The organism is Pseudomonas mediterranea CFBP 5447 (assembly GCF_000774145.1).
Lineage (GTDB): Bacteria > Pseudomonadota > Gammaproteobacteria > Pseudomonadales > Pseudomonadaceae > Aquipseudomonas > Aquipseudomonas mediterranea.
The window spans coordinates 174,679-196,832 of sequence record NZ_KN322984.1 but is presented as its reverse complement, the minus strand read 5'-3'; the positions used below and the strand labels follow the sequence as shown (position 1 = coordinate 196,832).

The window sequence follows — 22,154 nt, the reverse complement described above, 5'->3', positions numbered from 1 at the left end:
ATGTTCAATCCCGACTCGCTGACCCTGCGGGAAATGGCCGGTCTGTTGCGACGTGGCGTGCTGACCAGCGTCACGTTGCTGGAGTTCTACCTGCAGCGGATCGCCGAGCGTAACCGGCAGATCAACGCATTGATCCAACTGGCGCCGGTGGAGGAACTGCGGCGCCAGGCCCGCGAAGCGGACGAGATGGCGCGCATCGGCCAGATCAGTGGTCCGCTGCACGGTATTCCCATCACCATCAAGGATGTCCTCCACGTCCAGGGATTCCGGATGTCCCGGGGGTTGGAGGAGATGCTGGGCGACGTCAGCCAGCAGGACGCGACGGCCGTCGCCCGGCTTCGGCAGGCCGGGGCGATCATCCTGGGCATCAGCAATGTGCCTGAACTGTGCATGGCCTTCGAGACCGAAAACCTGATCTATGGCCGCACGCTCAACCCCCATGACTTGCAACGCTCCGCCGGTGGCAGCAGTGGCGGTGAAGCGGCCGCAATCGCCGCCGGATGCTCGCCCGCCGGGCTGGCCTCCGATGCCTGCGGCAGCGTGCGGATACCCGCGCACTTCAACGGCATTTGCGGCTTGAAACTGACCCAGGGCCGGGTGCCGTTGACCGGTCAGTTTCCCAACGACCGGTCCGGGTTGTTCCACATGACTTCGGCTTTCGGCGTGATGGGACGCTATGTCGATGACCTGGCGCTGCTCGGGCCGCTGATCAGCGGTGCCGACGGGCAGGATCCGGATACCGTCGACGTGCCGTTTGTCGCCAGTGAGCCGCTGGCCAGCCTGCGGGTCGCACTGTTTTCGGAGTCGGACCGCACGCCCGTCAGCACGGCGGTGAGCGAGGTGTTGCAACAGGTCGAACGGTGCCTGGGCCAGGTGGTGGCGCAGGTGAGTCCGGTGGTGCCGCCGATGCTCGAGGAGGCCTGTGATGTGCTGTGGCGGGTGTTCATCACCGGCGCCGACGGAGGGAGAGGCTGGCGACAGTTGTTCGAGTCGATGAACAAGCGTCGGTTCACCCCGGCCATCGCGCGGTTGCTGGACATGAGTGAAGCGACTGAGTTGACCGTGGATGAGGTCAAGCGTGACTGGATCGCGATCGACACATTCCGCTATCAGCTGGCGAAGTTCTTCAAGCAACACGATCTGTTCATCTGCCCGGTGTTTCCTGACGTTGCGTTCCGTCATGGCGAGTCCCTGGAGGATCGCAACCGCTATGCCTTCGTATTCCCGTTCAGTCTCAGCGGTTCGCCGGCGGTGGTGATCCGCGCCGGCACCGACGCGGCCACCGGGATGCCCATCGGCATTCAGATTGTCGGGCCCCACTGGCAGGAAGAGCGGTTGCTGGCGGTAGCGGCTTTCCTGGAACGGGAGCTGGAACGCTGGAGCCCGGTTGCACCTCGTTCGGCGTCGGCCTACTAGTGGGTCGCGCCAACGTACAAAGCCTGGGGTGATTTCAAGCCGTAGCGGTTCTGGCGTTACGGCTTGAAATTACCAGCGCCAGCATCCCCACGCCTACCAATCCGGCACCGATGATCTCGAGCGCCATCGGTTGTTGCCTGAGCCAGAACCAGTTGAGCAGCGTCACGAACAGGGTGTTGAGATACACATAGGAAATGACCGTGGACGGTGCGATCACGCCGATGGCCCGGTGCAACAGCCAGAACGTGGCGAGGGTACCGAACAGGGCCAGGTACACCAGCCAGCCGATATCCGGCAGCGACAACTGTTGGCCGCTGCGCCAGCCGCCACTGAACAGGCAGAACACCAGCAGGAACAGCGAACCGAACAGCATGTTCCAGAAGGTCATCGCCACCGGATCCCGACCCTCGAGCGCCTTGGCCTTGAATCGTTGGCTAAGAGGCGAGTACAACGCCATTGCCACGCAACCGACACCGAAGACCAGTACCGGATAAAGCGCGGGCATTTGCCCCGGTGCCGCACCCTTGAGCGTCAGCAACACCGCACCGGCCGCCGCGATCAGCATGGGCAGCAAGCGGGTCTTGAGGTTTGGACTGGGCAGCAGGAACACCTCGAAGAACAAGGTGATCAATGGCACCAGTGTGTACAACGTCGCGGTATTGACCGCCGAGGTATAACGCAACGCCTCGAACAACGAACCAAAATAGGTCGCCAGCAACAGGCCAAGCACTGCGTGGGCCAGCAATCCTCTGGCGGTGATCGGCGAGGTGTTTTTCAGCAGCAACAGCGGCAGGAACAGCAAGGCCGAAAACAGCAGCCGCAAGCCCGTGAGCAGAATCGGATCGATCGAGTGGCTGACCTGGGCCGCCGCGAAGAACGACGAGGCGATCAGCATCGCCCAGATCAGCATGCCCCAGTGAGCGGCTGCAAAACCGACGTGTTTCATCAAGGTCTGATTCCTGTGTTCGAGAACTGGAACGTCATGATGGGCAAGTCCGTCGGCCGTCATGGTTAGGGGTGGATAAAGACAGGGCCGCATTCATTGCGGCCCTTTGTTCAACGACGCAAACGAATGCTCTAGCTGATGTGCCGCGCGTAGTGCTTGGGATTGAAGCGCAAGACCATGAGGATCATCAGCGCCATGACCGCAGTGAGCGACCACCAGGCCCATTCGAAGCTGCCCAGCTGATCGCGGATCATTCCGGCAATCAACGGCGAAAGCCCGGCGATCAGATAGCCGATGCCTTGCACGAATGCCGTCAGGCCACCGGCCCGGCGTGGATTGTCCAAGTGGTCGAGGGACACGATCAGGCTCATCGGGAACAGGCCACCGATGCCCAGCCCCAGCAGGCAAGGCCACAGCAGGCTGAAGCGGTCCGGGCTGAGGATCAGGCCGCAGAAGCCCGCCATGATCAGGGCCAGCAGGACAGCCAGCACCAGGCGCTTATCCTGGCTGCGGTTGGCAATGGCCGGAGTGACCAGGCCGGACAACACTTCCATCGCCGTCAGGAACCCCAGCAACAGGCCCGCGTGCTGCTCGCTCCAGCCTTTTTCCACGTAGTACGGCGCCAGCCAGGCCAGCACGCAGGTATAGGACGCAGTGCCCAGGCCAAAGAAAATCGCCAGCAGCCAAGCCCGGCCATTGGCGAAGAACGACTCCTTGTTCCGGCTCGGAGCGTCGGGCAGCGGCGTGACGGCCGAGCGTTGGGCGTACCAGCAACCCAAGGCAACCAATGCCAATACCGCCCAGATCGCCAGGCCAATACGCCAGCTGCCGGTCTGGGTCAGGACGAAGGGTGAAAACGATGCCGCCAATGCCGCGCCGCCCATGATCGAAGTGACGTACAGGCCCATGAACAGCGAGACGTTGTCGCTGAATCGCGATTTGATCAGGGCCGGCATTACCGCCTGAATCAGCGCGATCCCGACCCCGGCCACCACGGCGCTGACAATCAGCTCGGCGGCGCTGTCCAGGTACAGGCGCGACGCCGTGGCGATGCCGATGATCAACAGCGACAACACGATGGTGCGGTGTTCACCGATGCGCAGGGCAATGCGCATGCCCAGGAACATCGCCAGGCCCATCGCCATGACCGGCAGCATGGTGAGCAGTGAAGCGGTGCTGAAACTCAACGGCACGTCGCCGCGAATGGCTGACAACAAGGGCCCGACCGCTGCCATCGAAGGTCGCAGGTTCAACGCCACCAACACCACACTGACCATCAGCCAGACGGCGTGGGTGCTTGAAGTTCGAACATTTTCCATAACGAAGCCTTGGCTGATAAAAATGCCATTTAGGCCGGGAAGCGAGGGCAGGGGCAAACTGAAAACTGGGCAGGCATATTGAAAGATTAAATGCTCATCAACCCTGTAATGACGGCGACAAAGCCAACATCGCCGCAAGTTGACCCAAAGCCATCGCGAGCACGCTCGCTCCCACATTGGATTCGGCTGTAAGCAGCATTGGCAGACACCGCCACACCCTGTGGGAGCGAGCCTGCTCGCGATGACGGCGGTAAGGTCAACATCGCCGCAAGCTGACCCAAAGCCATCGCGAGCAGGCTCGCTCCCACATTGGAGTCGGCTGTAAGCAGCATTGGCAGACACCGCGACACCCTGTGGGAGCGAGCCTGCTCGCGATGACGGCGGCAAAGCCGACATCGCCGCAAGCTGACCCACCGCCATCGCCAGCAGGCTCGCTCCCACAGAGGCTATTCCATGGCCGGGCTCAATGTACCCAACCAGGCCACCAGTGCCAGGATGACCGCTGCCACTGAAAACTCGAGCAGCATGCTGCGCCGCAAGGCACCCACGGCGATATTGTGTTCACCGGTTTGCCTGGCCCGTTCCAGCTGCGGGCTCAGATGAAAACGGTTCAGTGCGGCGAACACCAGCATGGCCCCGAACAGGACGAGTTTAAGTGTCAGCAGCTGACCGTAGCTGCTGTCGAACAGTCCGTCGATGCTCGGGCCGACGATGAACAGGTAATTCATCACGCCGGTCACGCTGATGATCAGCACGATCACCGCCCCGACTCTTTCGAAACCGGTCAGGGTTCGAGACAGTACTGACAAGCGCTGTTCGGCCTGGCGAAGCAGCAGTACAAACGCCGCCAAGGCCCCGACCCAGGCACCCGCCGCCCACAGGTGCAGAAAGTCAGTGATGAAGTGCCAGCTCCGTCGTTCGCCTTCGTCCATGGCGCCATGGCCGGCCCACGCCAGTGTCGCAAGGGCCACGCCTGCGGCCAGCGTGCCCAGCCACAGGCTGGCGGTCGGTCTGCTTCTGCTTTGCGTCGCGGCGACAACGGTCAGCATCAGTGCCAGGATCCGCAGACTCCAGCTCGAACCCACGTCAGTCTCCAACACCATCATCTCAACGTGCGGCTGCAGATCGGCCCAGTCCGTCACGCCGCTCATGGCCCAGGCCATGCACAGCATGCCGGCGATGGACAGCAGCACGCCGACGATGGCCGTGCTCGCCAGGAGCCGTGCGAAAGGCAGTACCTCACCCGACTCCCGTTCCCGACCTCGAAGACCATAGAGACCGAAAGCCGCCAGGCCGAACGACAGCATCAGGTCCAGATACAGGGCCAGGCGTAGAACAATGTTGATCAGATCTATATCGATCGACTCGCTCAACTCACTTCACCTTGAACGTGACGTTGCCGGTGATCGGGTGAGTGTCGGACGATACCGCGCGCCATTGAACCTGATAGGTACCCGGCGTGAGCGGGGTGTTCGGGATGATGAGCATGGTCTTGGGATCTTCGCTGCCCGACACCTTGGCCGGCATGGCCATGGGCGAATGGGCCGACATGCCGGGCATCTCGGTCATCAGCAGCTTGGCGCCGGAGAACTTGGTCATCAGGTTCTCGGAGAAATGCAGCTCGATCTTCGCCGGAGCCGGTCCCTGCGTACCCTCGGCAGGGGTAGAGGACAGTAGCTTGGGGTGTGCCTGGGCCAGGCCGCTGCTCAGTAGCGCAGTGGATAACGCGACGGTGATCGCAGCGTTTTTGATGAATGACATGCAAGGACTCCTACAACGATTTTCTAGTTTTTGGGAAATGGGAGGGGGCGCAGTCCGTTAGAACCACATGCGCACGCCCAGGACCAGGCGCGCCTCGCTACGGTCATCGCCCTCTTCGCGGGCGTAGTCGGCGGTGTTGCCATAGACGCGGTTCCAGGTGACGCCGATGTAAGGGGCGAATTCGCGACGGATTTCATAACGCAGCCGCAGGCCCAGCTCGGTGTTCGATAACCCTGAACCCTCCGCGCGTGCCGGATCGTTCTTGCCATGGAAGTTGGCTTCGGCGGTGGGTTGCAGGATCAGGCGGTTGGTCAACAGGATGTCGTAGTCGCCCTCCAGGCGCATGGCGCTCTGGCCGTTCTCACCGAGGTAGGCCGTGGCCTGGGTTTCGAAGTTGTACAGCGCCATGCCCTGGATGCCCAGGGCAGCCCAGGTTTGCGGCTCGTCCGGCTTGAAGTCCTGGCGCACGCCGGCCACCACGTCCCACCAGGGGCTGATGGCGTGGCCCCAGAGGGCCTGGAGTTCGGCTTCTTCGGTCTTGCCGTTGGTGCGCTCGCCTTCGGTGCGCAACCACAACCGGTCGATGTCGCCGCCGATCCAGCCGGAGGCGTCCCAACTCAGTGCGCTGCCTTCGTCGGCGTCTTGCCATTCCAACTGATTGACCAGAAAGAGTGAGTTGAGCGCGCTGTCATTCATCAGATGGCCGCCGTGGTCCTCATAGACCGCTGCGCGATCGGCGGCGGTCAGCTCGGGGATCGGCGTGCGGCTGGTGCTCCTGGGCGGCTCCATCGACTGCATGCCCTGCATCGAATCCATGCCTTGCATCTGGCCATGGTCCATGCCCTGCATCTGGCTGTGATCCATGCCTGGCATAGCGTTGCCGGCGGCCCAGGCGGGTGCGGCGATGCCTTGTGCCAGGCCGGCCATGATCATCATCGACAGGAAAGGAGATTGAATGTGGCGGGTCATGGTTCGGCTCCTCATTCCTGTACCCGGACTTCACGGAACATGCCCATTTCCATGTGGAAGAGCAGGTGACAGTGATACGCCCAGCGGCCCAGGGCATCGGCGGTGACCCGGTAGCTGCGCCTGGAACCGGGCGGCACGTCGAGGGTGTGCTTGCGCACCATGAACTGACCGTTTTCGTCCTCCAGGTCGCTCCACATGCCGTGCAGATGGATGGGGTGAGTCATCATGGTGTCGTTGATCAGCACGATGCGCAGCCGTTCGCCGTACTTGAACAGCAACGGCTCGGCGTCGGAGAACTTCACGCCGTTGAATGACCAGACGAATTTTTCCATGTGCCCGGTCAGGTGCAATTCGATGGTGCGACCCGGTTCGCGGCCGTCCGGGTCAGGGAAAGTACTGCGCAGGTCCGCATAGGTCAGCACCTTGCGACCGTTGTTGCGCAGGCCCATGCCCGGGTCGTCGAGCTTGGGCTTGACGCTCATGGCTTGCATGTCCACCAGTGGGTTGCCTTGCTCCGATGCCGGATGGGACGGCATGTTGCCCATGCCTGGCATGGCGCCGTGGTCCATCGTCGGCATGTCACCTTGATCCATGGTCGACATCTCGCCTTGATCCATGCCTTGCATGCCGTCCGTGCCCTGCATGGCACCGTGATCCATGCCCTGCATCGATCCATGATCCATGCCACCCATATCCCCCATGCCACCGTGATCCATGCCGCTCATGCCCATGTCGTCCATGGTCACCAGCGGTCGCGGATCCAGCGCTGGAACCGGGGCCGAGAGTCCGGCCCGGGTCGCCAGGGTGCCGCGGGCATACCCGGTGCGGTCCATCGACTGGGCAAACAGGGTGTAGGCCTGCTCGGTCGGCTCGATGATGACGTCGTAGGTCTCGGCCACGGCGATCCGGAACTCGTCGACGGACACCGGATTGACGTACTGGCCGTCGGAGGCGACCACCGTCATTTTCAGGCCGGGGATGCGCACGTCGAAGTAGGTCATGGACGAACCGTTGATGAAGCGCAGGCGAATCCGCTCGCCGGGCTTGAACAGCCCGGTCCAGTTCATGTCCGGCGCCTGGCCGTTCATCAGGTAGGTGTAGGTCGCACCGCTGACGTCCGCCAGGTCGGTGGGATTCATTTTCATCTCGGCCCACATCTTGCGATCGGCCACGGCGGCGCCCCAGCCCTTGCTGGCGACATCGTCGATGAAGTCGCCGACGGTGCGTTTGTTGTAGTTGTAGTAGTCCGACTGCTTCTTGAGCTTGCCGATGACGTCGGCGGGGTCTTCGTCGGTCCAGTCGGTGAGCATCACCACGTAGTCCCGTTCGTACTGGAAGGGCTCGGGTTCCCGGGCATCGATGACCAGCGGGCCATACACCCCGGATTGCTCCTGGAACCCGGAATGGCTGTGGTACCAGTAGGTGCCGTTCTGGCGGACCTTGAATTGGTAGACGTACTGGCCGTCGGGTTCGATGCCCTTGAAGCTCAACCCTGGCACGCCGTCCATGTTGGCCGGCAGGAGGATGCCATGCCAGTGGATGGATGTGGTGTCCTTCAAGCGATTGCGTACCCGCAGGGTCACGGTGTCGCCTTCGCGCCAGCGCAGCAGCGGGCCGGGAATGCCGCCGTTGATGGTCTGGGCGATACGGGGGTGGCCGGTGAAATTGACCGGGCTTTCGCCAATGAACAGGTCGAAATCGGTGCCGCTCAATACAGTCGGCTGGCCTGGGCCGCTCACCGCCCAGGCGGGGGCGCGCCACAGGCCCAGGCCACCCAGGATGCCGCCAGCGGTCAGGCCTTTTACGAAGGTGCGCCGGGAAGTTTTTGTTTGCATCGATAAAAGTCCGTCCGTCGATTCGCGACGTGCACGGGGCAGCCCGTACAGGTGTGAAGCAAAAGATGACACAGGCGAGCGGGGCGGGTGATTACATTTCAGTCAGGTTGGTCTGGGTATCCACTCCCGGCTACGCGGTGTTTGAATGGCGCTGGAACGTGGGGCCAGGCACCGATCAGAATGATCTTTTGCATCGACGGGATATTCTGTAGCCTTGCCGGCTTCACGTTGTCCCGTGCCTGATTGACACTCACTTTCCCGGCGGTACCCGAGTGGTCCGGAGCCGGGTGTATACTCGACTTTCGCGCAAATGCGCCTGCAGGTCTTGCGAACATGACGCAAATTTCCGAACGCCTTCTGGTCCAGGCTCACCTCGACGCCAAGCAGCCCAAGCCGCTGAGTGCCGAGCAAGAGGCCTGGTACCGCGCCGCCATCGCCGCCGAGCTCAAGGCTCAGGACGCGGTGCTGGTCGCGCACTTCTACTGCGACCCGATCATCCAGGCCCTGGCCGAGGAAACCGGCGGCTGCGTGTCCGACTCCCTGGAAATGGCCCGCTTCGGCAACGCCCATCCGGCCAAGACCGTGGTGGTGGCCGGGGTCCGGTTCATGGGCGAGACCGCCAAGATTCTCAATCCTGAAAAACGCGTACTGATGCCGACCCTGGAAGCCACCTGCTCCCTGGACCTCGGTTGCCCGGTGGACGAGTTCTCGGCGTTCTGCGATCAGCATCCGGAGCGTACCGTGGTGGTGTATGCCAACACATCGGCGGCGGTCAAGGCCCGGGCCGACTGGGTGGTGACGTCCAGCTGTGCGCTGGAAATCGTCGAGAGCCTGATGGACAACGGCGAGACGATCATCTGGGGCCCGGACAAGCACCTGGGCACGTATATCCAGCGCAAGACCGGTGCCGACATGCTGCTCTGGGACGGCGCCTGCATCGTCCACGAGGAATTCAAGTCCAAGCAATTGGAGGACATGAAGGCCCTGTACCCGGACGCCGCGATCCTGGTGCACCCGGAGTCGCCGACCTCGGTGATCGAACTGGCGGACGCCGTGGGCTCCACCAGCCAACTGATCGCCGCGGCCCAGAGCCTGCCGAACAAGACGCTGATCGTTGCCACTGACCGCGGCATCTTCTACAAGATGCAGCAGCTGTGCCCGGACAAGGTCTTCATCGAAGCCCCGACCGCCGGCAACGGCGCGGCCTGCCGCAGTTGCGCCCACTGCCCGTGGATGGCGATGAATACCTTGGAGCGTACCCTCAAGAGCTTGCAGGAAGGCACCAATGAGATCTTCGTCGACCCGGCGCTGATCCCCCAGGCCATTCGCCCGCTCAAGCGCATGCTGGACTTCACCCAGGCGGCGCGGATGAAGCTGGCGGGTAATGCCTGACCATCGATGGCTTGAGGCTTTTGCTGTGGCGAGGGGATTTATCCCCGCTGGGCTGCGAAGCGGCCCCCATCACAGCCGCCTCAATTTGCCTGACTCGCCGAGTTGCCTGATTTTGGGGCTGCTTTGCAGCCCAGCGGGGATAAATCCCCTCGCCACAATGAATTCCACTTGCCGAAGCAGTGCTTGTCATCGAGTCTTCTTGGGAATCCGCACCAGTTGCGTGTCCGAGTAGATGTCATGCCAGCTGCGCTTGCGCTTGTCGAACAACGACCAGAGAAAGCCCAGCCCCACCGGCAGCCATGAGGCAATCGACACCACGAACCGCAACAGCGCCTGCCACAGGCTGATGGCCGTGCCATCGGCGTTCTGTACGCGGATGCCCCATACCTGCATGCCCAGGGTCTGGCCGTTGTGGGTCCAGAACTTGGCGAAGAAACCGAACAGTACGAACAGCAGCACGGTGGACAGCAGCGGGTCGCCATCCAGCGCGCCGGCTTCGGTGAGGGCGCGCATTTTCTCTTCGCCGATGATCCCCATCTGGATCATCTTGTAGACGCCGCTGGTGACGATCAGCAACGCCGTGCACAGCAGGAAGTCATAGAACATCGCCGCCAGGCGACGACCCAGGCCGACGGGGGGAAAGTCGCCCTGGGGGTTGAGCAGGTGTTTCGGCATGACGGCCTCGGACCAAAAAGAAGCCCATTCTACGGACTTACGCCCATAAAAAAGCCCCTGATATCAATCAGGGGCTTCTGGGGTCGCGAAAGCTTAGGCTTCGGCGACAACCTCGTCAGCCTGCATGCCTTTCTGGCCTTGCACGGCAACGAAGGTGACCTTCTGGCCTTCCTTCAGGCTCTTGAAGCCGCTGCCCTGGATGGCACGGAAATGTACGAACAGATCCGGACCGCTTTCAGGAGTGATAAAACCAAAACCCTTTTCGTCGTTGAACCACTTGACGGTACCGCTCTGACGCTCAGCCATTTTCTTATTTCCTTTGACGCTTAAATTGATGACAGCCTCTTTCACTGGAAAGAGTACTGGGGCTGGGTTGCAGGAAAGTAAGAGACGTCGAACGGGATGTAGCGAACTTCATAGGCTACTGCCCAGGTCACGATTCCAAGCGACCCATGCAAACACAGTGACCAAACTCTACGCCAACTACGAATGAAAAAACAACCCCCTCTGAAGGGCCCGGTTTTCCTCAGCTTGCCGCCATTTATACGCTTCGCTGGCCTGGGCTTAATCGATAGGCGAGTTCAATTGTTTGCCAGCGATATAAACACCGTTGAATAGGAAATAAATGCACCTTTTTATGGCGGTTGCGTTACACATTAGTGCACGTATAACGCAAACGCGTTACTTATAGAAACAGTCAATCAGCCGCGATAGTAGCGTTGTGCAACGAATGGCATTTTGCTTACTAGCAGAGGTACCTTTTTCCCACGAACGATGGCCCAGACTGGCGTTTCCAGGGCGGTATAGGCAGCGTCCAGATAACCCATCGCCAAAGGACCGCCCAGGGTCGGACCGAAGCCGCCGCTGCACACCGTACCGATGATCTCGCCGGCCTCGTTGACGATTTCCGCGCCTTCGCGCACCGGGGTGCGTTCCTGGGGCAGCAAGCCGACACGTTTACGGTTCACGCCGTTCTGTTGCTGGGCGAACACGGTTTCAGCGCCGGGAAAGCCACCTGCGCGGGCACCGTCGGCACGACGGACCTTGGAGATGGCCCACAGCAGGCTGGCTTCGACCGGCGTCGTCTCGGTATTCATGTCGTGGCCGTAGAGGCACAGGCCGGCTTCCAGGCGCAGGGAGTCACGGGCACCGAGGCCGATGGCGGCGACTTCCGGTTCCGCCAGCAGGGCGCGGGCGAGTTTTTCCGCATCGGCAGCGGGCACGGAGATTTCGAAACCGTCTTCACCGGTGTAGCCCGAACGGCTGACAAAGCAGTCCACGCCCAGCAGCGTGACGCGCTGGAATTGCATGAAGGTCATTTTCGCCACGTCCGGTGCCAGGCGAGCCAGCACGGTGACGGCAGCCGGGCCTTGCAAGGCAAGCAGGGCGCGGGCCTCGAACAGCGGCTCGATGTCGCACTGGCTGCCGATGTGAGTGCGCAGATGGGCCAGGTCCTGGTCCTTGCACGCCGCGTTGACCACCAGGAACAGCTCGTCGTTGCCCAGGTTGGCGACCATCAGGTCGTCGAGAATGCCGCCATTGGCGTTGGTGAACATGGCGTAGCGCTGCATGCCCACCGGCAGGTCGATGATATCCACCGGCACCAGGGTTTCCAGGGCTTGGGCGGCGCCCGGGCCGGTCAGGCGGATCTGGCCCATGTGAGACACGTCGAACAGCCCGGCCTGGTCGCGGCTGTGCTGATGTTCTTTCATGACCCCCAATGGGTACTGCACCGGCATGTCGTAGCCGGCGAACGGCACCATGCGGGCGCCGAGTTCTAGATGCAAGGCATGCAGCGGGGTCTTCAGCAGTTGTTCGGTGGACATATCAGCTCCTGGAAAAATGAAGAGAGGCGCGCATCAGCATTCGATGATGTTGACCGCCAGACCGCCGCGGGCGGTCTCCTTGTATTTGCTTTTCATGTCGGCGCCGGTCTGGCGCATGGTGCGGATGACTTTGTCGAGGGATACGAAGTGATGCCCGTCGCCGCGCATGGCCATGCGCACCGCGTTGATGGCTTTCACCGAGCCCATGGCGTTGCGTTCGATGCAGGGCACCTGCACCAGGCCGCCGATCGGGTCGCAGGTCAGGCCAAGGTTGTGTTCCATGCCGATTTCGGCGGCGTTTTCCACTTGCTGCACCGTGCCGCCCAGGACTTCGCACAAGGCACCGGCGGCCATGGAGCAGGCGACGCCGACTTCACCCTGGCAACCGACCTCGGCACCGGAAATGGAGGCATTTTCCTTGTACAGGATGCCAATGGCGGCGGCGGTCAGCAGAAACCGCACCACACCGTCCTCGTTGGCCCCGGGGATGAAGCGCATGTAGTAATGCAGCACGGCCGGGATGATCCCCGCCGCGCCGTTGGTAGGGGCGGTGACGACGCGCCCGCCAAAGGCGTTTTCCTCGTTGACGGCCAGGGCATACAGGTTGACCCAGTCCAGCACCGACAACGGGTCGCGCAGCGACGCTTCGGGGTTCTTGCACAGCTGGCGGTGCAGCGCCGCAGCCCGTCGCTTGACCTTCAGCCCGCCCGGCAGGATGCCTTCGTTGCGGCACCCGGCCGCCACGCAATCCTGCATCACCTGCCAGATCTTCAGCAGGCCGGCGCGGGTTTCGGCTTCGGGGCGCCAGGCGCTTTCGTTGGTCAGCATCACCTGGCTGATGGACAGGCCATAGGTGCTGCAATGGCCCAGCAGGTCCTTGGCGCTTTTGAACGGGAAGGTCAGGGGCGTGGCGTCTTCGACGATACGGTCGGCGCCGGCGGCGTCTTCATCGACGACGAAACCGCCCCCCACCGAGTAGTACTCGCGGCTGCGCACTTGCAGGCCCGCGCCGTCGAAAGCGCGGAAGATCATGCCATTGGGGTGGAATGGCAGCGGCTTGCGAATCATCGCCAAATGCAGTTTTTCGTTGAATTCGATGGGGTGCTGGCCCAGCAGGTTCAAGCGACCGCTGCTGCGGATCTCCTGCAGGCGGGCAGTCACCGTTTCGGTGTCCACGGTATCCGGGTGCTCGCCTTCCAGGCCCAGCAACACAGCCTTGTCGCTGCCATGGCCCTTGCCGGTGGCACCGAGGGAGCCGTACAGCTCGACCTTGACGCTGGTAATGCTCTCGAGCAGGTCATCACGACGCAGCCCTTCGACGAAACGGGCAGCGGCACGCATCGGGCCGACGGTATGGGAGCTGGAAGGGCCGATACCGATCTTGAACAGGTCGAACACGCTTAACGACATAGGAGGCTCCTTGGGGAGCAGCTAGGAGCTTCAAGCTACAAGCTGCAAGTTAAAAGCAAAGTGGGTCTAACTTGCAGCTTGCGGCTCGTCACTTGCCGCTGCTTCTTTAAGCGTAGCTTTCGATCGACGGGCAGGCGCAGACCAGGTTGCGGTCGCCGAACACGTTGTCGACCCGGCCTACCGGCGGCCAGTACTTGCCTTCGATCAACGACGCGACCGGGTACACCGCCTGTTCGCGGCTGTAGGGGTGGGTCCACTCGCCGACGATTTCCGCCGCGGTGTGCGGGGCGTTTTTCAGCGGGTTGTCGTCCTTGTCCAGGCTGCCGTTTTCCACTGCGCGGATTTCTTCGCGGATGCAGATCATGGCGTCGCAGAAGCGGTCCAGTTCTTCTCTGGATTCGCTTTCGGTCGGCTCGATCATCAGCGTGCCGGCCACCGGGAACGACATGGTCGGGGCGTGGAAGCCGAAGTCGATCAGGCGCTTGGCCACGTCATCGACGCTGATGCCGCTGCTGTCCTTGAGCGGGCGCAGGTCGAGGATGCACTCATGGGCCACCAGGCCGTTGCTGCCGGTGTAGAGCACCGGGTAATGCTCTTCCAGGCGCCGGGCGATGTAGTTGGCATTGAGGATCGCCAGTTGCGAGGCACGCTTGAGGCCCGCGCCACCCATCATGCGGATGTACATCCAGGTGATCGGCAGGATGCTCGCGCTGCCGAACGGCGCCGCACACACCGCGCCTTCCTTGCGTTCCATGTTGGCGTGGCCCGGCAGGAAAGGCGCCAGGTGCGACTTGACGCCAATCGGGCCGACGCCCGGGCCGCCACCGCCGTGGGGGATGCAGAACGTCTTGTGCAGGTTCAGGTGCGACACGTCGCCGCCGAATTTGCCCGGCGCACAGAGGCCGACCATGGCGTTCATGTTGGCGCCGTCGATGTACACCTGGCCACCGTTGTCATGGATGATGCCGCAGATTTCGCGGATGCCTTCCTCGAACACACCGTGGGTGGACGGGTAGGTGATCATCAGCGCAGCGAGGTGTTCGCGGTGCTCGATGGCCTTGGCCCGAAGGTCTTCGATGTCGACGTTGCCACGGGCATCACAGGCGGTGACCACCACGCGCATACCGGCCATGTTGGCGGTGGCCGGGTTGGTGCCGTGGGCCGACGAAGGGATCAGGCAGATGTCGCGACGCTCTTCGCCACGGCTCTGGTGATACGCCCGGATCGCCAGCAGGCCGGCGTACTCACCCTGGGAACCGGCGTTGGGTTGCAGCGACACCGCGTCATAACCGGTGGCGGCGCACAGCATGGCTTCCAGTTCATCGGTCAACTGCTGATAACCGGCGCTCTGCTCGGCTGGGGCGAATGGGTGCAGGGCACCGAATTCGGCCCAGGTCACCGGGATCATTTCGCTGGCGGCGTTGAGTTTCATGGTGCAGGAACCCAGTGGGATCATGGTGCGATCCAGGGCCAGGTCCTTGTCGGCGAGCTTGCGCAGGTAGCGCATCAGCTCGGTTTCGGAATGGTAGCGGTTGAATACCGGGTGGCTGAGCACCGGCGACTGGCGCACCAGTGCGGCAGGGATACGGCTTTGCACGCTGGCGGCCAGGGCGGCGAAGTCCGGCAGGGCCTTGCCGTTGGCCAGCAGCACCCACAGGGTTTCGATGTCGGCCTGGCAGGTGGTTTCGTCCAGGGACAGGCCCAGGCGTTCAGCGTCTACGACGCGCAGGTTGATGCGTTGGGCGCGGGCCTGGTCGTGCAGCGCGGCGGTTTGCGCGCCGGTGTGCAGGGTCAGGGTGTCGAAGAAGCTGTCCTGCTCGACGCTCATGCCCAGCGCGCCCAAGCCCTTGGCGAGGATCGCGGTCAGGTGATGGATGCGGTTGGCGATCTGCACCAGGCCCTTGGGACCGTGGTACACCGCGTACATGCTGGCGATGTTCGCCAGCAGCACCTGGGCGGTGCAGATGTTGCTCGTGGCTTTCTCGCGGCGGATGTGTTGCTCGCGGGTCTGCATCGCCAGGCGCAGGGCCGGCTTGCCGAAACGGTCCACCGACACCCCGACCAGACGACCTGGCATGTCGCGCTTGAAGGCATCCTTAGTGGAGAAATAGGCGGCGTGGGGGCCGCCGAAACCCAGCGGAACGCCGAAGCGTTGGGCACTGCCGATGGCGACATCGGCACCGAACTCACCTGGCGGAGTCAGCAAGGTCAGCGCCAGCAGATCAGCCGCGACCGCCACCAGGGCGTTGGCCCCGTGGAAGCGTTCGGTCAGTTCGCGGTAGTCGAACAGGTCGCCATTGCTGGCCGGGTATTGCAGCAGCGCGCCGAAGAACGGGCTGGCATCGGTCAGCTCGCGTTCGTCGCCGACCACCACGTCGATGCCCAGGGGTTCGGCACGGGTGCGCAGCACGTCGAGGGTCTGTGGGTGGCAATGGACGGATGCGAAAAAGGCATTGCTGCCCTTGTTCTTGCTCAGGCGCTTGCAGAAGGTCATGGCTTCGGCGGCGGCGGTCGCTTCGTCCAGCAGGGAAGCGTTGGCAATCGGCAGGCCGGTAAGGTCGCTGATCAGGGTCTGGAAGTTCAGCAGCGCTTCGAGACGGCCCTGGGAGATTTCCGGCTGGTAGGGGGTGTAGGCGGTGTACCAGGCCGGGTTTTCCAGCAGGTTGCGCAGGATCGGTGCCGGCGTGTGGCAGTTGTAGTAGCCCTGGCCGATGTAGGTCTTGAACAGCTGGTTCTTGGTGGCGATGGCCTTGATCGAGGCCAGGGCATCGGCTTCGCTCTGGCCGTCGCCCATGTCCAGCACGCTGGTCCCCTTGATGCTTTCCGGGATGACGCTGGCGCTCAGGGCTTCCAGGGAGTCGTAGCCCAGGCGTTCGAGCATGGCTTGCTCGTCGCTGGCCCGTGGGCCGATATGACGGGCGATGAATTCGTTGGCGGTGCCCAGATTAACGGTCATGTGGCGCTCCTCAGGCTTCGGCGTTGGCTTTGATCAGACGGTCATAGGCGTCCTGATCCAGCAGTTGGCCAACTTCAGCGGCATTGGCTGGCTTGAAGCGGAAAAACCAGCCTTCGCCCAGCGGATCTTCGTTGACCAGTTCAGGATTGCTTTCCAGGGCCGGGTTGACTTCCAGCACTTCACCGTCCAGTGGCATGTAGACACCGCTGGCGGCCTTCACCGATTCCACGGTAGAGGCTTCGTCACCCTTGGCGTAGGTTTGCAGTTCCGGTAACTGAACATAGACCACATCGCCCAAAGCGTTCTGCGCAAAGGCGGTGATGCCGACTGTGACGCTGCCATCGGCTTCGGCGCGCAGCCATTCGTGATCTTCAGTGAAACGCAACTCGCTCATGGGAACTCCTGGGGCCAGATCGTCTGGTGGACGCGGAAAAAGGCGCGGGGCATGGCCCGGCCATATGTAATACCCATAGCAAGAATGCGGCCAATGTCGATAAGTGCTTACGGATCAATGGTTTGAGGGGATTCGACACGACTCTGTCAACCGCGCCTGTAGCGAAATCGCTACAGCTGCGCGCTCGGAAAAAATGATTGCGGGATCAAAGCCTTATCCGGCGCAGTTTACCGCCGACTGTAGCGATATCGTTCCACTGTAGCGCTTTCAGTACAGATAGAGGTCGCTTTTGAGCCGATTGTTGGTCGAGGCAGGCCTTTGTGGGAGCGAGCCTGCTCGCGATGGCGGAGTATCAGCCAATATTTCTGTACCTGACACGCCGTCATCGCGAGCAGGCTCGCTCCCACAGGGTCTTATTTATTGGGGATCCCATACTTGCGCAGCCGATGGGCAATCGCTGTGTGGGAGGTTTGCAGGCGGCTGGCGAGTTGACGAGTAGACGGGTAGTTGACGTAGAGACTTTCGAGCAGGTGTTTCTCGAAGGTTTCCACGGCCTGTTCCAGGCTTTCGACGTCCACATCGCCTTGTCGCGCGACGGAGGTACCGGCGATGTCCAGGTCCCCGATGTCCACCAGGCTGCTCTCGCAGATGGCCGCGGCGCGGAAGATCACGTTTTGCAGTTGGCGCACGTTGCCGGGCCAGCGGTTGCCCAGCAGCGCCGGATAGGTGCCGGGAGCCAGGCGACAGACCGGGCGCTGGATCTGGGCGCAGGCCTGCTGCATGAAATGCCGGGCCAGCAGGAGGATGTCCTGGCCGCGTTCACGCAGCGGCGGAACCTCGACGTTGAGCACGTTCAGGCGATAGAACAGGTCTTCGCGGAACGAACCTTCGTTGACCATTTTCTCCAGGTTGCGATGGGTCGCGCTGAGGATCCGCACGTTGACCTTGATTTCCCGGTCGCCGCCGACCCGGCGGAAGCTGCCGTCGTTGAGGAAGCGCAGCAGCTTGGCTTGCAGGTACGGCGACATTTCGCCGATTTCATCCAGGAACACCGTGCCCTGGTTCGCCAGTTCCATCAGCCCCGGCTTACCGCCCCGTTGTGCACCGGTAAAGGCGCCGGGGGCATAGCCGAACAGTTCGCTTTCGGCCAGGTTCTCCGGCAGCGCGGCGCAGTTCAAGGCCAGGAACGGTGCGCCATGCCGCGCGCTGATGGCATGACAGGCCCGGGCCACTAATTCCTTGCCGGTGCCGGTTTCGCCCTGGATCAACAGCGGTGCATCCAGCGCCGCAACTCGTTGCGCCCGGGCCTTGAGGGTACGGATCGCCGGTGAGTCGCCAAGCAGTGCATCAAAACCTTCGGCATGGTCATGGTGCAGCGCCGACAGACGTTCGCCGATGCGGTTCGGTTGATACAGCGTGAGCAACGCTCCGGCATCGGTGATAGGCGTGGCGTCCAGCAGCCAGGTCTGGCCATTGAGGGTGATTTCCCGCAGCGGCAAGCGAAAGCCGTTCTCCAGCAAGGTACCCAACAGTGCCTCGTCCCCGAATAGCCCGGCCACGCTTTCGCCGGCCGGTTCGCGGCCGTACAGGGCGATCAGCGCAGGGTTGGCCAGCAACACGTTGCCGGCGCTGTCGAGGGCGAGAACCGGGTCGGTCATGGCCGCCAGCAGGGCATCGAGCTGCAGGTGCCGACGCTGGCCCGGCAGGATGTCCACCACGGTGACCGCCTGCACCCCGCGCACGCTGAACAGCGCCTCACGCAGCTCGTCCAGCACCTGTGGGCTGAGGGTCGGGGCGTCGATGTAGACGTTGGGCGGCACCATCTCCACCGCATCCAGATTGAGATTGCGCCCACCCAGCAGCGCCAGGACTTCCTGGGTGATGCCGACGCGGTCGATGAAACTGACGTGGATACGCATGGGGCGGTTTCGGATTCTGGAATGCGGAGGGTGGCAAGTATGCCTTGGGGCGGGCTGTTGGTGGAATCCAGGTGCACGACTTGAGAGTTGTATTGCCCCCTTGTGGGAGCGAGCCTGCTCGCGATGGCGATGTGTCAGTTGCGCAAATGTTGACTGATACTCCGCCATCGCGAGCAGGCTCGCTCCCACAGGGGGGCAGGGGTGAAGAAGTACTTCTACAGCCCCACATCCCACTCCGGCGTCTCGGGAAACCTCACCACCAGGAAATCCACCAGGCTGCGCAGTGCCGACGGCATGTGCCGGCGAGATGCATACACCGCGTACATGTTCATCTGCCGGGGTTCGGCGTGGGCCAGCAGGCGGGTCAGTTCGCCGCTCTTGATATGGGCGCCGGCCTGGTAGCTGGGCAGCATCGCCACGCCGGCACCGGCCATGGTCGCCCGTAGCAAGGTGCTGGCGTCGTTGCCGCTGATATTGCCCTGCACCGGCACCGAAACCTGCTCGCCGTCCTGCTCGAAATGCCAGAGGCTCTTGCCCACGTAGGAATGGGTCAGGCAATTGTGCCGGCTCAGGTCCTCGACCCGTTGCGGCGCCGGGTGTTCACGCAGATAGCCAGGCGAGGCACAGATCACCGAGCGGCAGACGGTGAGGCGTCGGGCGATCAGGCTGGGGTCCAGGTCGTAGCTCATGCGGATCGCCAGGTCGATACGCTCATCCACCAGGTTCACGATGCGATCGAGCATTTGCAGGTCGACGCTCACCCCTGGATAGCGGGTGACATACTCGGTGATGGCCGTTGCCAACTGGGCCTGGCCGAACGAGGTGCTGGAACTGATGCGCAACATGCCCCGTGGGGCGTCGTCCGGTGCACTGACGGCTGCCTGCATGTCGCTGGACAGCTCCAGCATCTGCCGGCAGCGTGGCAGTGTTTCGATGCCGGCGGCCGTCAGGCTCAGCTTGCGGGTGGTGCGGTGCATCAGCCGGGCACCGACCCAGTCCTCCAGTTCCGCCAGATACCGCGACACTACCGGCCGCGACAGCTCCAGATAATCGGCCGCCGCCGACTGGCTGCCCAGGTCCACCACGGTGACAAACACCCGCATTGCTTGTAGACGATCCATGATTTGCCCGTTTTCAGAAACAAACTATGTCGTAGCATCGCATTTTTTGGAACGAACCAGATGACTAAGCTCCGTTTCATTGCCTTCGGGCCAATCGACAACGGAGCACAGCATGACCGCAAGCACCTCACTCAAGCGCCTGTTGCTGGCGACTGCCGGCCTGGTCTTCGCTGCCCACGCCTGGGCCGCCGACCTTACCCTCGACGTCTACAATCCTGGCGAGGCAGCGGTGTTCCCGGTGACCTCGGTACTGGTCAGCGGCGCAAAGGAGGCGATTCTGGTGGATGCCCAATTCGGCAAATCCCAGGCTGAACAGGTGGTGCAGAAAATCCGCGCCAGCGGCAAGCAACTGACCGCGATTTATATCAGCCATGGCGACCCGGACTATTATTTCGGCCTGGAAACCCTGACCGCCGCGTTCCCGGAAGCCAAGGTGCTGGCGTCTGCGCCGACCGTCGAGCACATCAAGCAGACCGTCGACGGCAAGCTTCAATACTGGGGACCGATCCTCAAGGCCGACGCACCGGCCAAGGCGGTCGTGCCCCAGGTACTCAAGGGCGACAGCCTGATGCTGGAAGGCCAGCGCTTGCAGGTCGTCGGACTCGACGGTCCACAACCGGATCGCAGTTTCCTGTGGATTCCATCGATCAAGGCCGTAGTCGGCGGGGTGGTGGTGGCCGAGAACATTCATGTCTGGATGGCCGATACCCAGGCGCCACAGTCCCATAAGGACTGGCTGGCGACGCTGGCCGGCATTGAGAAGCTGCAACCGCGCACCGTGATTCCAGGCCATTACCTGGGCGAGAGCAGTCGCTCCCTGGCCGCGGTCACCTTCACTGCCGGCTACATCAAGGCGTTCGACGAAGAGACCGCCCGGGCCAAGGATTCCGCTGCGCTGATCGCCGCCATGAAACAACGTTATCCGAACCTGGGCGATGACAGCTCCCTGGCGCTCAGTGCCAAGGTGGCGAAGGGGGAGATGAAGTGGTGAGGGTCTTGTTCTTGTCATGCAGGAGCAAGGCCTGTGGGAGCAAGGCTTGCCCGCGATGAATTTGATGCGGTTTTTCTGAAATCGCGGCGTCTGTATCGCGAGCAAGCTTTGCTCCCACGGGCTTGGTATTCACAACAGTATTCTGTCAAACATCGTTAATCACAGGAGAACACCATGAGCAAAATCGCAATCATCGGCGCTACCGGTCGTGCTGGCAGCCAACTGTTGGAAGAGGCCCTGCGTCGCGGTCACAGCGTGACGGCCATCGCCCGTAACACCGCGAAAATCGGCGAAAGGGCTGGGGTGACCTGCAAGCAATTGGACGTGCTGGACAGCGAGGCGTTGATCGCTGCGGTCGACGGTCACGACGTGGTGATCAGCGCCGCCCACTTTGCCACTGTGCCGGCCGACAAGATCGTCGCTCCGCTCAAGGCTGCCGGGGTCAAGCGCTTGCTCGTGGTGGGCGGCGCCGGCTCGTTGCTGCTGCCGGACAACAGCCGGGTGATCGACAGCGAGGGTTTTCCTGAGGAATACCTCGCCGAAGCCACCGCCGGTGCGCTGTTCCTCGACGTGCTGCGCAAGGAGCAGGACCTGGACTGGACCTTCCTCTCGCCCTCGGCGGAGTTCGTCGAAACCGGGCGCACCGGGCAATTCCGGGTGGGCAAGGACCACCTGTTGTTCGATGCCACCGGGCGCAGCTGGATCAGCTTTGCCGACTACGCCATTGCGATGATCGATGAGGTGGAAGCGCCGCAGTTCTCGCGTACTCGGTTCACTGTCGGCTACTGATCCGACGCCATCGCGAGCAGGCTCGCTCCCACCCTGTTATGGGTGATCGCAGAGATTGCGGCCACACAGGCCCCTGTGGGAGCGGCCAACATTCAGCCGTGCACCCTTACCCAGACACTGACCAGCACCGTCGCGGCCATCAGCCACGCCACCGCCGCCACGGCCAGTGAAGCCTCGAGGCGCATGCGGTCGACCATGATGTACAGCGTCGCCAGATAGACGAAGTAGGGAATAATCGACCATATGCCAAACACGATGGTGGTCTTCAGGTCCTCTACCGAGCGGCCCTTGCCGACGATGTAATGGGCAATCAGGGCAAAGGTGGGGAACAACGGCACCAGCCCGGCGATGTAATAGTTGCGGGTCTTGGCCAGCATCGCCAGGATCACCACCACCGCCGCGCCGAGCGCTGCCTTGAAGATCAGGTCCACAGTT

At 62.5% G+C, this 22,154-nt stretch carries 19 protein-coding genes; 4 read left to right on the top strand and 15 right to left on the bottom strand.

Going from position 1 to position 22,154, the window contains the following annotated elements; translation table 11 throughout:
• Nucleotides 1-1,416 (top strand): amidase, encoded by a 1,416-nt coding sequence (locus N005_RS10765; RefSeq protein WP_047701186.1) that lies wholly within the window; start codon nt 1-3, stop codon nt 1,414-1,416.
• A 34-nt stretch (nt 1,417-1,450) separates the two neighbouring features.
• Here the strand turns inward: N005_RS10765 and N005_RS10760 are convergent, their stop codons facing one another.
• From N005_RS10760 to N005_RS10735, 6 genes are all read right to left on the bottom strand, one after another.
• Nucleotides 1,451-2,362 carry a DMT family transporter gene (locus N005_RS10760; protein WP_047701185.1) on the bottom strand — a complete coding sequence of 304 codons (912 nt, stop codon included), beginning with the start codon at nt 2,360-2,362 and terminating at the stop codon, nt 1,451-1,453.
• A 131-nt stretch (nt 2,363-2,493) separates the two neighbouring features.
• A complete protein-coding gene (locus N005_RS10755; RefSeq protein WP_047701184.1) occupies nt 2,494-3,681 on the bottom strand; it encodes a cyanate transporter in 1,188 nt (395 codons plus the stop codon).
• Nucleotides 3,682-4,127: 446 nt separating this feature from the next.
• A complete protein-coding gene (gene copD, locus N005_RS10750; RefSeq protein ID WP_392397497.1) occupies nt 4,128-5,054 on the bottom strand; it encodes a copper homeostasis membrane protein CopD in 927 nt (308 codons plus the stop codon).
• A gap of 1 nt (nt 5,055) precedes the next feature.
• A complete protein-coding gene (gene copC / locus N005_RS10745) occupies nt 5,056-5,442 on the bottom strand; it encodes a copper homeostasis periplasmic binding protein CopC (protein WP_047701183.1) in 387 nt (128 codons plus the stop codon).
• Nucleotides 5,443-5,499: 57 nt separating this feature from the next.
• Nucleotides 5,500-6,369: a copper resistance protein B gene (locus N005_RS10740; RefSeq protein WP_230165596.1), complete on the bottom strand. Its 870-nt coding sequence runs from the start codon at nt 6,367-6,369 to the stop codon at nt 5,500-5,502.
• A 53-nt stretch (nt 6,370-6,422) separates the two neighbouring features.
• Complete coding sequence (locus N005_RS10735; RefSeq protein ID WP_047701181.1) at nt 6,423-8,246, bottom strand: copper resistance system multicopper oxidase; 1,824 nt, start codon at nt 8,244-8,246, stop codon at nt 6,423-6,425.
• Between the two features lie 333 nt (nt 8,247-8,579).
• On the opposite strand from N005_RS10735, the gene nadA reads away from it, so the two are divergent.
• On the top strand, nt 8,580-9,638 hold the full coding sequence (gene nadA / locus N005_RS10730) for a quinolinate synthase NadA (RefSeq protein ID WP_024779477.1): 1,059 nt from the start codon (nt 8,580-8,582) through the stop codon (nt 9,636-9,638).
• Nucleotides 9,639-9,824: 186 nt separating this feature from the next.
• On the opposite strand, the gene N005_RS10725 is transcribed toward nadA, so the two are convergent.
• The 8 genes from N005_RS10725 to N005_RS10690 all read right to left on the bottom strand — a co-directional run bounded on the left by N005_RS10725 (nt 9,825) and on the right by N005_RS10690 (nt 19,939).
• The gene (locus N005_RS10725; protein ID WP_047701180.1) at nt 9,825-10,313 is read right to left on the bottom strand and encodes an RDD family protein; all 489 of its coding nucleotides are present in this window, start codon (nt 10,311-10,313) and stop codon (nt 9,825-9,827) included.
• A 93-nt stretch (nt 10,314-10,406) separates the two neighbouring features.
• Nucleotides 10,407-10,619 (bottom strand): cold-shock protein, encoded by a 213-nt coding sequence (locus tag N005_RS10720; protein ID WP_040070294.1) that lies wholly within the window; start codon nt 10,617-10,619, stop codon nt 10,407-10,409.
• A gap of 395 nt (nt 10,620-11,014) precedes the next feature.
• Nucleotides 11,015-12,139: a glycine cleavage system aminomethyltransferase GcvT gene (gene gcvT / locus N005_RS10715; RefSeq protein ID WP_047701179.1), complete on the bottom strand. Its 1,125-nt coding sequence runs from the start codon at nt 12,137-12,139 to the stop codon at nt 11,015-11,017.
• A gap of 33 nt (nt 12,140-12,172) precedes the next feature.
• Nucleotides 12,173-13,549 (bottom strand): L-serine ammonia-lyase, encoded by a 1,377-nt coding sequence (locus N005_RS10710; RefSeq protein ID WP_047701178.1) that lies wholly within the window; start codon nt 13,547-13,549, stop codon nt 12,173-12,175.
• A gap of 106 nt (nt 13,550-13,655) precedes the next feature.
• Nucleotides 13,656-16,505, bottom strand: coding sequence for an aminomethyl-transferring glycine dehydrogenase (gene gcvP / locus N005_RS10705; protein ID WP_047701177.1), 2,850 nt, complete (start codon nt 16,503-16,505; stop codon nt 13,656-13,658).
• Between the two features lie 10 nt (nt 16,506-16,515).
• Nucleotides 16,516-16,899 carry a glycine cleavage system protein GcvH gene (gene gcvH / locus N005_RS10700; protein WP_024779483.1) on the bottom strand — a complete coding sequence of 128 codons (384 nt, stop codon included), beginning with the start codon at nt 16,897-16,899 and terminating at the stop codon, nt 16,516-16,518.
• Nucleotides 16,900-17,312: 413 nt separating this feature from the next.
• Nucleotides 17,313-18,818 carry a sigma-54-dependent transcriptional regulator gene (locus N005_RS10695; protein ID WP_047701176.1) on the bottom strand — a complete coding sequence of 502 codons (1,506 nt, stop codon included), beginning with the start codon at nt 18,816-18,818 and terminating at the stop codon, nt 17,313-17,315.
• Between the two features lie 215 nt (nt 18,819-19,033).
• Nucleotides 19,034-19,939, bottom strand: a complete 906-nt coding sequence (locus N005_RS10690) for a LysR family transcriptional regulator (protein WP_081993252.1) — start codon at nt 19,937-19,939, stop codon at nt 19,034-19,036.
• Between the two features lie 112 nt (nt 19,940-20,051).
• On the opposite strand from N005_RS10690, the gene N005_RS10685 reads away from it, so the two are divergent.
• Together N005_RS10685 and N005_RS10680 are read left to right on the top strand one after the other, a co-directional pair.
• Nucleotides 20,052-20,930 (top strand): MBL fold metallo-hydrolase, encoded by an 879-nt coding sequence (locus tag N005_RS10685; protein ID WP_047701174.1) that lies wholly within the window; start codon nt 20,052-20,054, stop codon nt 20,928-20,930.
• Nucleotides 20,931-21,104: 174 nt separating this feature from the next.
• On the top strand, nt 21,105-21,719 hold the full coding sequence (locus N005_RS10680) for an NAD(P)-dependent oxidoreductase (protein ID WP_047701173.1): 615 nt from the start codon (nt 21,105-21,107) through the stop codon (nt 21,717-21,719).
• A gap of 92 nt (nt 21,720-21,811) precedes the next feature.
• Here the strand turns inward: N005_RS10680 and N005_RS10675 are convergent, their stop codons facing one another.
• Entirely contained in the window at nt 21,812-22,141 is a 330-nt protein-coding gene (locus tag N005_RS10675; protein WP_162843635.1) for a GlpM family protein, read from the bottom strand.
• Nucleotides 22,142-22,154 lie beyond the last annotated feature (13 nt).